This window comes from Variovorax xiamenensis, from assembly GCF_050916385.1.
Taxonomy (GTDB): domain Bacteria; phylum Pseudomonadota; class Gammaproteobacteria; order Burkholderiales; family Burkholderiaceae_C; genus Variovorax.
In genome coordinates, this window is sequence record NZ_CP139038.1 from 4,725,069 (window position 1) to 4,737,595 (window position 12,527).

Annotated in this window: 11 protein-coding genes and 1 tRNA gene; 3 read left to right on the forward strand and 9 right to left on the reverse strand. The window is 67.2% G+C overall.

What is annotated here, in order from left to right:
* Positions 1-44 precede the first annotated feature (44 nt).
* The gene (locus SFB74_RS21605; RefSeq protein ID WP_093203403.1) at positions 45-377 is read left to right on the forward strand and encodes a hypothetical protein; all 333 of its coding nucleotides are present in this window, start codon (positions 45-47) and stop codon (positions 375-377) included.
* A gap of 22 nt (positions 378-399) precedes the next feature.
* On the opposite strand, the gene SFB74_RS21610 is transcribed toward SFB74_RS21605, so the two are convergent.
* From SFB74_RS21610 to SFB74_RS21635, 6 genes are all read right to left on the reverse strand, one after another.
* Positions 400-1,074 carry a histidine phosphatase family protein gene (locus SFB74_RS21610; RefSeq protein WP_432726331.1) on the reverse strand — a complete coding sequence of 225 codons (675 nt, stop codon included), beginning with the start codon at positions 1,072-1,074 and terminating at the stop codon, positions 400-402.
* A gap of 131 nt (positions 1,075-1,205) precedes the next feature.
* Positions 1,206-3,122: a SurA N-terminal domain-containing protein gene (locus SFB74_RS21615; protein WP_432726332.1), complete on the reverse strand. Its 1,917-nt coding sequence runs from the start codon at positions 3,120-3,122 to the stop codon at positions 1,206-1,208.
* A 77-nt stretch (positions 3,123-3,199) separates the two neighbouring features.
* Positions 3,200-3,275, reverse strand: a tRNA-Val gene (locus SFB74_RS21620).
* Positions 3,276-3,304: 29 nt separating this feature from the next.
* Positions 3,305-3,577: an HU family DNA-binding protein gene (locus tag SFB74_RS21625; RefSeq protein ID WP_007830705.1), complete on the reverse strand. Its 273-nt coding sequence runs from the start codon at positions 3,575-3,577 to the stop codon at positions 3,305-3,307.
* Positions 3,578-3,797: 220 nt separating this feature from the next.
* On the reverse strand, positions 3,798-4,883 hold the full coding sequence (locus SFB74_RS21630) for a tartrate dehydrogenase (RefSeq protein WP_432726333.1): 1,086 nt from the start codon (positions 4,881-4,883) through the stop codon (positions 3,798-3,800).
* Positions 4,880-5,800: an alpha/beta fold hydrolase gene (locus SFB74_RS21635; protein ID WP_432726334.1), complete on the reverse strand. Its 921-nt coding sequence runs from the start codon at positions 5,798-5,800 to the stop codon at positions 4,880-4,882. The genes SFB74_RS21630 and SFB74_RS21635 overlap by 4 nt, the downstream gene beginning before the upstream one ends.
* Positions 5,801-5,886: 86 nt before the next feature.
* On the opposite strand from SFB74_RS21635, the gene SFB74_RS21640 reads away from it, so the two are divergent.
* Positions 5,887-6,834, forward strand: coding sequence for a LysR substrate-binding domain-containing protein (locus SFB74_RS21640; RefSeq protein WP_432726335.1), 948 nt, complete (start codon positions 5,887-5,889; stop codon positions 6,832-6,834).
* 18 nt (positions 6,835-6,852) lie between these two features.
* Here the strand turns inward: SFB74_RS21640 and SFB74_RS21645 are convergent, their stop codons facing one another.
* Genes SFB74_RS21645 through uvrC form a run of 3 tightly spaced genes read right to left on the reverse strand, consistent with a single transcriptional unit; the run spans position 6,853 to position 10,313 of the window.
* Entirely contained in the window at positions 6,853-7,740 is an 888-nt protein-coding gene (locus tag SFB74_RS21645) for a DMT family transporter (protein WP_432726336.1), read from the reverse strand.
* Positions 7,737-8,303: a CDP-diacylglycerol--glycerol-3-phosphate 3-phosphatidyltransferase gene (gene pgsA, locus SFB74_RS21650; RefSeq protein WP_432726337.1), complete on the reverse strand. Its 567-nt coding sequence runs from the start codon at positions 8,301-8,303 to the stop codon at positions 7,737-7,739. The genes SFB74_RS21645 and pgsA overlap by 4 nt, the downstream gene beginning before the upstream one ends.
* A gap of 48 nt (positions 8,304-8,351) precedes the next feature.
* The gene (gene uvrC, locus SFB74_RS21655; protein ID WP_432726338.1) at positions 8,352-10,313 is read right to left on the reverse strand and encodes an excinuclease ABC subunit UvrC; all 1,962 of its coding nucleotides are present in this window, start codon (positions 10,311-10,313) and stop codon (positions 8,352-8,354) included.
* Between the two features lie 142 nt (positions 10,314-10,455).
* Between uvrC and ggt the strand changes: the two genes are divergently transcribed.
* The gene (gene ggt / locus SFB74_RS21660; RefSeq protein ID WP_432726339.1) at positions 10,456-12,513 is read left to right on the forward strand and encodes a gamma-glutamyltransferase; all 2,058 of its coding nucleotides are present in this window, start codon (positions 10,456-10,458) and stop codon (positions 12,511-12,513) included.
* The last annotated feature ends 14 nt before the right edge of the window (positions 12,514-12,527 follow it).

The window sequence follows — 12,527 nt, forward strand, 5'->3', positions numbered from 1 at the left end:
ATGAACGAGGGGCCGTGCCGCTTCACGCGCACGGCCACCCGGCGATGCCCCGCAAAGCACGCGCCAAGCATCATGTGTATGTGGTCGAGCTGGACGACCGCGTATGGAACAACGGCCGCTTCAGGCGCGCCAACCCCGACTACCAGCTCGGCAAGCCCTTCGTCTACGTCGGCATGACCGGCCTGGACCCCGACATCCGCTTCGACAAGCACAAGGCCGGCATCCAGGCCAACAGCTTCGTGCAGGAGTTCGGGCTGCGCCTGCTGCCCGCGCTCTACGAGCGCTACAACCCCATGACCTACGAGGACGCGCGCCTGATGGAAGTCGACCTCGGCATCGCGCTGCGCAAGGCCGGCTACGGCGTCTGGCAGGCCTGACGAGGCCTGATGTGGCGACTCGTCAGGAGTAGGTGACCCAGTCTTCGTAGGCCGGACCATCCAGGTGCGGCAGCGTGTTGTAGGTCACGAGCATGTGCCTCTTGGGCGTGAAGGCGAACTCGGTCACCGACGTATTGCGGATGCGCAGATTGAGTTCGATCGTCGTCTCGGCGCTCGTGCCCAGCACGTGGCCCACCGCCGTGCTGATCGGCCCTCCGCTCGACACCACCAGCACCTTCGCGCCATGGTGCCTGTCGCGCACGTGATCGAGCGCCGTCGTCACTCCGGCAAGAAAGTCGACGTAGCTCGGCATGCCCGCCGGCGCGGTCCTGCCCTGCATCCAGGCGCTCAGTCCTTCGCGCAGCAGCCGGAAGTGATGGCGATACATCTCGGGCGTGTCGGGCTTCTGCAGCTTGCCTTCGTGGATGGTGGCGATGACCGCCTCGCTGTCGTACTCGTTGAGGCCGGGCCATGGCAGCACGTCGTCGCGCTCGAGGCCCAGCCCCTTGGCAATGCCCTCCCAGGTCTGGCGATGTCGCCTCAGCGTGCCGGTGATGACGGCATCGAACTTCATGCCGCGCTCGCGCCAGTACTCGCCCAGGCGAACGGCCTGCCGATGGCCGAGCTCGCTCAGGTTGTCATAGTCGGCAGCACCGAAGCTGGCCTGCCCGTGGCGCACGAGGTAGAGGGTTCCCATGGGCGGAATTCTGGCAAGAAGCGAAGGCGCAAGTTGTCCCTCGTGCGACCTGTGCGTGCACCAATGAAAAAGGCCCGAGCCATCGGCCCGGGCCTTCCTGCTTGTTCGCGGTAGCGCGAAGTCCGCCTGTATCAGCGGCCTGCGGCCGGCGGCAGCGTCTCCGCCGGCTTCGGCACCAGGATCTCAGCCTTGAAGCGATCCTTCAGCAGGTTGTAGTAAGCCGCATCCTCGGCCGCCGCGATGGACTGGCCAACCTGCGCCTGCTCCTGCTTCGCCAGTTCGGCCGGCGGCGGCGTGCGCGGCACCAGCTTGGTCACGCGCACCACCGTGTAGCCTTGCGCACCCAGGTCCACGCCCACGAGCACGGGCAACTTGGAGGCGTCGGCACGCAGCGCGGCGTCGATGACCGGCAGCGGCTGCGATTGCGCATCGCGGCGCGACACCGTCACGGGTGCGCCGAAGGTCGCGCCGTCCGCCTTGGCAGTCCACGCGGCGAGCTTCGCTTCGCCTTCGGCCTTGGCCAGCACTGCTGCGCGCTCGGCGACGAGCTGCGCACGGATCTTGTCCTTCACATCGGCCAGCGGCACCGGGTGCGCAGCCGTGTACTTCGTCACGCGACCCGATGCGAGTTGGCTGGGGCCGACTTCGATCGCCTCGGTGTTCTGCTTGCGCTCGAGCGAGTCGGCCGCGAACAGCGCGCTCAGGAAGTTGCGGTTTGCCAGCGGGCCGGTGGTGCCCGGGGCCGGCGTACGCGCGACGTTGTCGGCAGTGCGGATCGTGAGCTTCAGCTTCTCGGCCGCCGGCTTGAGGCTGTCGGGCGTCTGGTAGACCGCGTCGGTGAAGGTCTCCGCGGCCTTCGCGAATTCCTGCGTTGCCTGCTGCGAGCGCATGTCGTTCTCGATGGTCGCGCGCACCTGCTCGAAGGGCGGCACCACCGCCGGCTTGATGTCGGTCAGGTGGATGATGTGATAGCCGAACTCGGTTTCGACCACACCGCTGATCTCACCCTTCTTGAGCGCGAACATCGCGTCCTCGAAGGGCTTGACCATCGCGCCCTTCGTCACGAAGTCGAGGTCGCCGCCCTTCTCCGCCGAACCCGGGTCCTGCGAGTTCTTGCGCGCCACTTCGGCAAATGTGTTCGGGGCCTTCTTCACTTCGGCCAGCAGTTGCTCGGCCTTGGCCTTGGCCTTCTCGCGATCGGCGGCAGACGCGCTGGCAGGCGCAGTGATCAGGATGTGGCTCGCGCGGCGCTCTTCCTTCGTGCCGAAGCGCGAGGCGTTCTGCTCGTAGTAGGTCTTGAGATCGGCTTCGTTCACGACGACGTTCTTCTTGGCCGCGTCGAGGTCGAGCACCAGGTACTCGATGCTGGCCTGCTCGGGTGCCTGGAACTGTGCCGTGTGATCCTTGTAGTAGGCCTCGATGTCGGCATCGCTCACCGTCACCTTCGACGCGAAGGCATCGGGGCTGAAGCGGGCGACCTGGATCTCGCGGGTGTCGTAGAAGGCGTTGATCGTGGTCGCGGCCAGGGCGGGCGGAGTGAAGGCCGTGCTCGAGATGCCCAGCAGCACCTGCTGCGTTGCCATCTCGGAGCGCACCGAGGCTTCGTACTGCTCGGGCGTGCGGCCCGTCACTCGCTGGAAGGTCTCGCGGTCGAACTTGCCGTCGGGCGTGCGGAAGGTGGCGAGGCCCTGGTCCTGCGCGAAGATGCGCGACAGGCGGTCTTCGGACACCGTCATGTTGGCCTTGGCAGCCGCCGCGGCCAGCACGCGATCGCGCACCATTCGCTCCAGCGTGGCGTAGCGCATGGCATCGGACTCGAGCAGCGTCGGATCGACGTTGGGCGACTGCTGGCGGATGCGGTCCGTCTCGACGCGATGCTGCTGATCCCACTCGGGCTTCGTGATGTCGTGCCCTTCGATGCGCGCAACCTTCTCGTCGCGGCCGAAGCCCTGGTAGCGCTCGACGCCGAACAACACGAACGACGGGATGATCAGCAAGAACAAGATGATCATCACGATCTTGTTGTACTTGCGGAAGGTATCAAACATGCTTGAACACTCTTTTTCGACAGCAGTCGGACGGCAATAAAAAAGGCGAACTTGTGGTTCGCCTTTGCATCGGGTGGTGGTGGGTGCTGAGGGGCTCGAACCCCCGACCTACGCCTTGTAAGGGCGCCGCTCTACCAACTGAGCTAAGCACCCCACCGGAAATACTCTCCGAGTCTAACGCCTCAGTTCAGCGCGTCTTTGAGCGCCTTGCCGGGACGGAACTTCGGAATCTTGGCTGCCTTGATTTTAATCGCGTCGCCGGTGCGGGGATTACGGCCGGTGCGGGCCGCGCGTTTGCCTACTGCGAAAGTGCCGAAACCGACGAGCGAAACGGAGCCGCCCTTCTTGAGCGTGGTACGAATGGCGCCGATGGTGGATTCGAGCGCGCGGGTCGCTGCGGCTTTGGAAATGTCGGCGTTCTTTGCGATGTGCTCAATCAGTTCGGTCTTGTTCACAAGGGCCCCTTGTAGAAAAAAAGTTGGTCGGCTTTCGTCAGCTGCGACCTGGCCGCAAACGGTGCGACACAAGAACCCGGCAGGCCTGACGCCTCGGCAGCGCGCTGCCAGCGAGGATTACAACCACTGGTCTGCAGGGTGTCAATAAGACACGAGGCCATGCCGAGCAGCGGAGCGCGCGATTTTAGGGGCGTTTCGTGAAGTCCTTTTTCAAAGGCTCTCAAAGGGCATCGGCGATGGCCTTGCCCAGGTCGGAAGTGCTGGCCGTCCCGCCGATGTCGGGGGTGCGCGGTGCTCCGCTTTGGGGCGCGAGCACCTTCTCGATGGTCGACAGGATCGCGTCGTGCGCCTGCTTGTGGCCCAGGAACTCCAGCATCATCGCGCCGCACCAGATCTGCCCGATCGGGTTGGCGATGCCCTTGCCGGCGATGTCGGGCGCCGAGCCGTGCACCGGCTCGAACAGCGACGGCATGGTGCGGTCGGGGTTGAGATTGGCGCTGGGCGCGATGCCGATGGTGCCCGTACAGGCCGGCCCGAGGTCGGACAGGATGTCGCCGAAGAGGTTGCTCGCCACCACCACGTCGAAGAAGTCGGGCCGTTGCACGAAGTGGGCCGTGAGGATGTCGATGTGGAACTTGTCGAGCCTGATGTCCGGGTAGCTCTTACCCATCTCGGCCACGCGCTCGTCCCAGTACGGCATGGTGATCGAGATGCCGTTCGACTTGGTGGCGCTCGTCAGGTGCTTCTTGGGCCGTGACTGCGCGAGCTCGAACGCGAACTTCAGTACCCGGTCGACGCCCACGCGCGACATCACCGTTTCCTGCACCACGATCTCGCGCGGCGTGCCCTGGTACATGCGCCCGCCGATGCTGGAGTATTCGCCCTCGGTGTTCTCGCGCACGATGTACATGTCGATCTCGCCGGGCTCGCGCGGCGTGCCGTCGCGCCTCACCACTGGCGCGATGATGCCGGGCATCAGGCGCGCGGGGCGCAGGTTGATGTACTGGTCGAACTCGCGGCGGAACATCAGCAGCGAGCCCCACAGCGACACGTGGTCCGGGATCTTCTCGGGCCAGCCCACCGCGCCGAAGAAGATGGCATCGTGCCCGCCGATCTGGTCCTTCCAGTTGTCGGGCAGCATCTGGCCGTGCTTCTCGTAGTAGTCCCAGCTCGAGAAGTCGAAGTGGTCGAACTTCAGGTCGATGCCGAATTTGCGCGCCGCAGCATCGAGCACGCGCAGCCCCTCGGGCATGGTTTCCTTGCCGATGCCGTCGCCGGCGATGACTGCGATTCTGTGGGTGCTCATGAGTTGGCTCCTGCTTGTTCGTGTTGCGAAGATGGAAGAAAGAAGGCCCGGGCCTCGGCGAGCAGCTCGTCCGGCGCTTCTTCGGGAACATAGTGGCCGCAAGGCAGCGCGCGGCCCGACACATCGGCGGCGCGCTCGCGCCACAGCGCCAGCACGTCGAAGGCCTTGCCGACCGCGCCATGCTCGCCCCACAGCACGCGCAGCGGCTGCGTCAACTTCAGGCCGGCAGCGATGTCGGCGCGGTCGTGCACGAGGTCGATGGTGGCGGAGGCGCGGTAGTCCTCGCAGATGGATTCGGCGGTGCCGGCGATGGCGGCGCACCGCTCGTATTCGGCCAGCACCTCGGGTGCGAAAGGCGCGAGGCCTGCGTGCCGCCCGCCCATCACGCTGCGCACGTAGCGCACCGGGTCGGATGCGATCAGTGCCTCGGGCAGCGGCGGCGGCTGGATCAGGAAGAACCAGTGCCAGTAGGCCTTGGCAAAGGCCTCGGAAGTCTGCTCGTACATCGCGAGCGTGGGGGCGATGTCGAGCAGCAGCATGCGCTCGACCGTCGCGGGATGGTCCATCGCGAGCCGGTGCGCGACACGCGCGCCGCGATCGTGCGCCAGGACGGCGAATCGCTCGAAGCCGTGGTGCCGCATGGCGGCGAGCGCATCGAGCGCCATCTCGCGCTTGCTGTAGACGGCATGCTCGGCATCGGCCGCCGGCCGGCCCGAATCGCCATAGCCACGCAGATCGACCGCCACCACCGTGAACCGCTGCGCCAGTGCCGGCGCCACGCGATGCCAGATCGCATGCGTCTGCGGATGACCATGGAGCAGCAGCAAGGGAGCCCCCTGCCCGCCGATGCGCCCGTGAATGCGCACGCCGTTGCGCTCGATGTCGAAAGTGGGGAAGGAAAGAAAGGAGGCCGTCACGGCGACGATTGTGCGTTGCGCCCCGCCTACCATCAAGCAACAATCAGCCAATTCATACTTTCCGATCTGGCATGAATCAACCCTCGATGGAACGAAGCGACCTGGCGCTGGTGCTGGCGATCCGCGACCAGGGCAGCCTCGCGGGCGCGGCCGCCACGCTCGACGTCGTGCCCTCCGTCGTCACCAAGCGGCTGGGCGCGCTGGAGGCACGCCTGGGTCAGCGCCTGTTCGATCGCACTACCCGGCGCCTCAGCGCCACGGCCGAAGGCGAGGCGGTCTGCCTGCACGCCCGGACACTGCTCGACGGCTTCGCCGCGCTCGAAAGCGAACTCGGCGAGAGGCAGAACGAGCTGACCGGCACGGTCCGCCTGGCCGCCACCTTCGGATTCGGCCGGCGCTGGCTCGGACCGGCGCTTGCTGCCTTCCAGGCCCGGCACCCCGCGCTGCAGATCGAGCTGCTGCTGACCGAGCAGCTGCCCGACCTCGGCGCCGAGGGCTACGACGGCGCGGTCTGGCTCTGGGCCGTGCAGCAGCGCCATGCGGCCGACTGGGTTTCGCGGCGCATCGCACGCAACCAGCGTGTGCTGGCGGCCTCGCCCGACTACCTGAAGCGCCGCGGCACACCGGCCTCCATCGAGGCGCTGGCCTCGCACGATTGCCTGGTCGCACGCGAGAACGGAGATGCCGGGGGCCAGCGCCAGCACGCGGTCTGGACCCTGCGCCATGCGCGCGACGGCAGCACCGCGCGCGTGCGCGTGCAAGGGCCGCTGGCCAGCAACTCGGGAGAGATGGTGCGCGACTGGTGCCTGGCCGGGCACGGGATCATGCTGCGCAGCCTGTGGGACATCGCGCCGCAGCTCGCGAGCGGCGAGCTCGTGCGCCTGCTGCCGCAGTACGCGATGGCCGAAGCCGACATCCACTGGATCGCGCCCTGGCGGCCGAAGACGCCGCGCCGCGTGCGCCTGCTGGTCGATCACCTCGTCGAGCAGTTCCGCGGCGAGCCCTGGAAGCCGGGCAAGGCCGGCGGGCGCTGAAAAGAAGGATCGGACCGCTCAGCGTCCGTTGCGCACCACGAGGCTCACGCCCGCGGCGGTGAGCCCGATGCCCAGCACTGTCACCAGCGTGATCGGCTCGGAGAACAGCAGCCATGCCATCACGGCCGTACAGGGCGGCACCAGATAGAGCAGGCTGGTAACGGCGGTGGCCGTGCCGCGCTGGATCAGCATGTAGAGCAGCGAACTGCCGCCCAGCGAAAGCGCCAGCACCGACCAGGCCATCGCTCCGCCCGAATGCAGGTTCCAGTGGATTCTGTCCGTCTCCAGCGCCGCGAACGGCAGGGTGACCAGCACCGCGGCCGCCATCTGCACGGCGCTCGCGCTGCGCACGTCGCACGGCGCGACGAAGCGCTTCTGGTACAGCGTGCCCGCCGTGATCGACACCAGCGCCATCAGAGCCAGCCCCATCGTCAGCACGCTGACTTCGCCGCCCTGCCCCAGTTTGCGCAGCACCACCAGCACAAGGCCCGCGAAGCCCAGCCCCAGTCCGATCCATTGCCGGCCGGTGATGCGCCCGCCGGTGAACGACAGCCAGACGGCCGTCAGCACAGGCTGGATGCCGACCAGCAACGCCACCAGCCCCGCGCCCATGCCTTCGCGCACCGCGGCCCAGACTCCGCCGAGGTAGCCCGCCTGCATCAGGATGCCGGTGACGGCCAGGTGCCCCCACTGGGCCTTCTGCTTCGGCCATTCGACCCGCGCCAGCGCGACCCATGCGGCAAAGCACGCCAGCGACAGCGCGAAGCGAACGGCCAGGAACTTGAGGGGCGGCGCATAGGGCATGCCGTAGCGCGCGACGATGAAGCCCGTGCTCCAGATCAGCACGAAGACCGCGGGCATCGCCCGCAGCCAGCCCGCGCCGCGGGCCGGGGATGAGGCCGTCATTTGGTTCTGGCCCGGATTTCCGGAATGGCCTTCTGCAGGTAGTACACCATCGACCAGATGGTGAGCACCGCGGAGATCCAGATCAGCCACTGGCCCCAGACGCCGGTGTCGATCACGCCGAACAGGCGCCCGTCATAGAGCAGGAACGGAATGGCGACCATCTGCACGGTCGTCTTGACCTTGCCGATCATGTGCACCGCCACGCTCTTGCTGGCGCCGATCTGCGCCATCCATTCGCGCAGCGCCGAGATGGCGATCTCGCGGCCGATGATGATGAGCGCCACGAACACGTCGGCCCGGTTCAGGTGCACCAGCACCAGCAGCGACGCGCACACCAGGAACTTGTCGGCCACCGGATCGAGAAAGGCCCCGAAGGCCGAGGTCTGGTTGAGCCGGCGGGCCAGGAAGCCGTCGAGCCAGTCGGTCGCGGCGAAGACGATGAACATGACCGTGGCGATCAGGTTGCGCATCGGCTCGGCCATCGGCAGGTAGAACACACCGACGATCAAAGGGATCGCGACGATGCGCGTCCAGGTCATGATGGTCGGCAGGGTCCAGAACATCGCTTGATTGTGTCATGGCCGCGCGATCCCCCTGCGGGCCTCATGCGCTCAATGCAACGCCTTGTAGATTTCTTCCGCCAGGTCGGAGGCGATGCCTTCGACCGAGGCGATGTCCTCGATGCTCGCAGCCGCCACGCCGCGGATGCCGCCGAAGCGCTGCAGCAACCGTGCGCGCCGCTTCGGCCCGATGCCCGGAATGTCCTCGAGCTGGCTGCCGCCCACCCGCACCTTGGCGCGCTTGGCCCGCATGCCGGTGATGGCGAAGCGGTGCGCCTCGTCGCGGATCTGGGCCACCAGCATCAGCGCGGCCGAGTCCTTGCCGAGGTAGACCTTCTCGCGGCCGTCGGCGAACACCAGTTCCTCGAGCCCGACCTTGCGGCCCTCGCCCTTTTCGACCCCGACGATCAACGACAGAGGCAGGCCCAGTTCGCCGAACACCTCGCGCGCCATCGACACCTGTCCCTTGCCGCCGTCCACCAGCACCAGGTCGGGCATGCGCGCGGTCCGGGTCTTGGGCGGCGCCTCGCTGCCGTCGCTCTCGGCGTCGCCGGGCGGCAGCGCATCGGTCTCGGCGGCCATGGCCTCGGCCAGCTTGCCGTAGCGGCGGTGCAGCACCTGGCGCATGGCGGCGTAGTCATCGCCCGGCGTGATGCCTTCGATGTTGTAGCGGCGGTATTCCTTGTTCTGCATCGCGTGGTGCTCGAACACCACGCACGAAGCCTGCGTCGCCTCGCCCGCGGTATGCGAGATGTCGAAGCATTCGACTCGGAAGTTGTCTAGGTCGTCCGCGGCCAGCTCCAGCGCGTCGGCCAGCGCGCGAGTGCGCGCCTGCTGCGAGCCTTCTTCGGCGAGCAGCCGGGCCAGCTGCAGCTTGGCGTTGGTCTCGGCCATTTCGAGCCAGTGGCGGCGCTGCTCGCGCGGCTGGAACACTGCCGTCACGCGCGAGCCGGCCTGCTGCGAGATCGCCTCGATCAGCTCGCGGCTCACCTGCTCGCTCAGCACCAGCGTGGCGGGCACGGGCACGTCGATGTAGTGCTGGGCGATGAAGGCCTCGAGCACCTGCACTTCGACCGGATCTGCGACGGCGGGCGGCGCGCCCTCCTCGTCGTCGAGTTCGCCGTGATGGATCTGCGCCGCATCTTCCACGTGCACCGGAAAGTACGGCCGGTCGCCCAGGTGCCGGCCGCCGCGCACCATGGCCAGGTTCACGCAGGCCTTGCCGCCCTGCACCTTCACGGCCAGGATGTCCACATCCTTGTCGGAGGCGATCTCGATCGATTGCTGGTGCAGCACGCGCGAGATGGCCGACATCTGGTTGCGCAGCTCGGCCGCCTGCTCGAACTCCAGCTTCTCGGCATGTGCCGTCATGCGCTGTTCGAGCTTGGAGAGCACGAGCTGCGTGTCGCCCATCAGGAAGGCCTCGGCGCTGGCCACGTCCTGCGCGTAGGCCTCGGGCCCGATGTGGCCCACGCACGGACCGCTGCAGCGCTTGATCTGGTAGAGCAGGCAGGGCCGCGTGCGGTTGGCATACACGGTGTCTTCGCAGGTGCGCAGGCGGAACACCTTCTGCAGCAGCTGGATGGATTCCTTCACCGCCCAGGCGCTGGGGTACGGCCCGAAGTAGCGGTGCTTCTTGTCGACCGCGCCGCGGTAGTAGGCCAGCCGCGGAAACTGGTGCGAGGCGATCTTGAGATAGGGGTAGCTCTTGTCGTCGCGAAACAGGATGTTGTAGCGCGGCTTGAGCGTCTTGATGAGGTTGTTCTCGAGCAGCAGCGCCTCGGCTTCGGAGCGCACCACCGTGGTCTCCATGCGCACGATCTTCGAGATCATGTGCCCGATGCGGGTGCCGCCGTGGTTCTTCTGGAAGTAGTTGGCGACCCGCTTCTTCAGGTTGCGCGCCTTGCCCACGTAGAGCACCGCGCCGGCCGCGTCGAAATAGCGGTACACGCCGGGCAGTTGCGGCAGGGCCGCCACTTCGCTGAGCAGTTGTTCGGAATGCACGTCTGACATGGCGGCTATTGTGGCGCGCGGCATGGGGCCCGGCGGCCGTCTGCGCGCAAACCCCGACGCGGCTGGAACGAAATGTGCTGAAGATGGGGCACGGGCGCGAGGAGCGCCCGTGTTTTTTCAGAAAACCTATTCGGGAACCTCCATGAAGAAAAGCAACAACAGACGCGTCTGGTGGGCGCTCACGCCCGTGGCGCTCTCGCTGAGCCTGACGGCCTGCGGCGGCGGCTCCAACAACGATGCCCAGAACGCGGCCGCCACGCTCGCGGCCATCGCGGCGATCAACGCGGCGAACCAGCCAGCACCGGCACCGGCTGCGCCCGATACCGGCTGCCTCATCCCGAGCGGCGGTTCGTCGGTAGTGGTCGGCTCCGGCGACGCGGGCGACCCTGCCGCCCCCGAGCCGGCTTCGGGCTACGTGCCTGGCCACAAGCTGGTCTACGCCAAGAACTACATGGTGGTCGCCAACCACCCGCTGGCCACGCGGGCCGGCTGCGACGTGCTGAAGGCCGGCGGCAGCGCGGTCGATGCGGCGGTGGCCGTGCAGGCCGTGCTCGGGCTGGTCGAGCCGCAGTCGAGCGGCCTCGGCGGCGGAGCCTTCATGCTCTATTACGACGCGGCCACGAAGAAGGTGCAGGCCTATGACGGCCGCGAGACCGCGCCAGCCGCGGCCAACGAGAACTACCTGCGCTACATCGACCCGACCGGCGCCGACACCACGCCGCCCAAGCCCGGCGGCGCGCGCGCCAGCGGCCGCTCCATCGGCACGCCGGGCGCGGTGCGCATGCTCGACATCGCCTACCAGGACCACGGCAAGCTGCCCTGGAAAGATCTCTTCAGCTACGGCATCACGCTGGCCTCCGACGGCTTCTCGATAGGCGGGCGCATGGCCGCCGCCATCTCCGTGTCGGCCACCGACCTCAAGCGCGACGCCGAGGCCACGGCCTACTTCCTCAACGCCGACGGCACACCGAAGGCGCTGGGCACCAAGCTGAAGAACCCGGCCTATGCGAAGACGCTGAACGCCATCGCCACGCAGGGCGCCAACGCCTTCTACACGGGCGACATCGCACAGGGCATCGTCGACAAGATCGGCATCACGACAGCCGCGAACGATGGCTCGGCCATCACGCCCGGCATGACCACGATGGCCGACATGGCCAACTACAAGGCCAAGCGGCGCGACCCGGTCTGCGGCACCTACCGCGACTACTACGTCTGCAGCATGTCGCCGCCCTCCTCCGGCGGCATTGCCGTAGTGGCCAGCCTGGGCATCCTCGAGACCTTCAACCTGGGCCTGTACAAGCCGACGGCCATCGACCTCGAGGGCGGCAAGCCGACCGTGATGGGCGTGCACCTGGTGAGCGAGGCCGAACGCCTGGCCTACGCCGACCGCGACAAGTACGTGGCCGACACCGACTTCGTGCCGCTGCCGGGCGGTTCGGTGGATTCGCTGATCAACAAGCCCTATCTGCAAAAGCGCGCCAGCCTCATCAGCCTGACCAAGAGCATGGGCAAGGCGACGGCCGGCGACCTCGGCTCGGTGCCGCTGGGCATCGACAAGACCGAGGAGCATGGCACCACGCACTTCACCATCGTCGACAAGCAGGGCAACGTGGTCTCGATGACCACCACGGTGGAGTCCACGCTCGGCTCGTATCACATGACGCAGGGCTTCATGCTGAACAACCAGCTCACCGACTTCTCGTCCAACCCGAACGACACCGTCGATCCGAGCATCAAGGTGGCCAACCGCGTCGCGCCGGGCAAGCGCCCGCGCAGCACGATGGCGCCGACGCTGGTGTTCCGGAAGAATGCCGACGGCAGCATGGGCGAGTTCGTCATGGGTACCGGCTCGCCCGGCGGCGGCACCATCATCCAGTACGTCGTGAAGACGCTGGTGGGCGCGCTCGACTGGGGACTCGATGCGCAGCAGGCCACGTCGCTGGTCGACTTCGGCGCGTCCAACAGCGTCAACACCAACGTGGGCGGCGAGCATCCGAACGTGGACACCAGCAACAGCGGAAACAACGACGCGCTGATCACCGGCCTGCGCGCACTGGGTCACACGGTGGTGACGTCGGCCCAATCCAGCGGCATCAGCACCATCATCCGCACCAACGTCGGCGGCAAGCCGGTGCTGACCGGCGGGGCCGACCCGCGGCGCGAAGGCATCGTGCTGGGCGATACCTTCACGCCCTGAGAACCCGCAGGGCC

Bases quoted from the DNA above. Each gene is read 5' to 3' on its own strand.
- SFB74_RS21605 (WP_093203403.1), top strand. From the start codon at position 45: ATGCCCCGCAAAGCACGCGCCAAGCATCATGTGTATGTGGTCGAGCTG.
- SFB74_RS21610 (WP_432726331.1), bottom strand. From the start codon at position 1,074: ATGGGAACCCTCTACCTCGTGCGCCACGGGCAGGCCAGCTTCGGTGCT.
- SFB74_RS21615 (WP_432726332.1), bottom strand. From the start codon at position 3,122: ATGTTTGATACCTTCCGCAAGTACAACAAGATCGTGATGATCATCTTG.
- SFB74_RS21630 (WP_432726333.1), bottom strand. From the start codon at position 4,883: ATGAGCACCCACAGAATCGCAGTCATCGCCGGCGACGGCATCGGCAAG.
- SFB74_RS21640 (WP_432726335.1), top strand. From the start codon at position 5,887: ATGGAACGAAGCGACCTGGCGCTGGTGCTGGCGATCCGCGACCAGGGC.
- SFB74_RS21645 (WP_432726336.1), bottom strand. From the start codon at position 7,740: ATGACGGCCTCATCCCCGGCCCGCGGCGCGGGCTGGCTGCGGGCGATG.
- pgsA (WP_432726337.1), bottom strand. From the start codon at position 8,303: ATGTTCTGGACCCTGCCGACCATCATGACCTGGACGCGCATCGTCGCG.
- uvrC (WP_432726338.1), bottom strand. From the start codon at position 10,313: ATGTCAGACGTGCATTCCGAACAACTGCTCAGCGAAGTGGCGGCCCTG.
- ggt (WP_432726339.1), top strand. From the start codon at position 10,456: ATGAAGAAAAGCAACAACAGACGCGTCTGGTGGGCGCTCACGCCCGTG.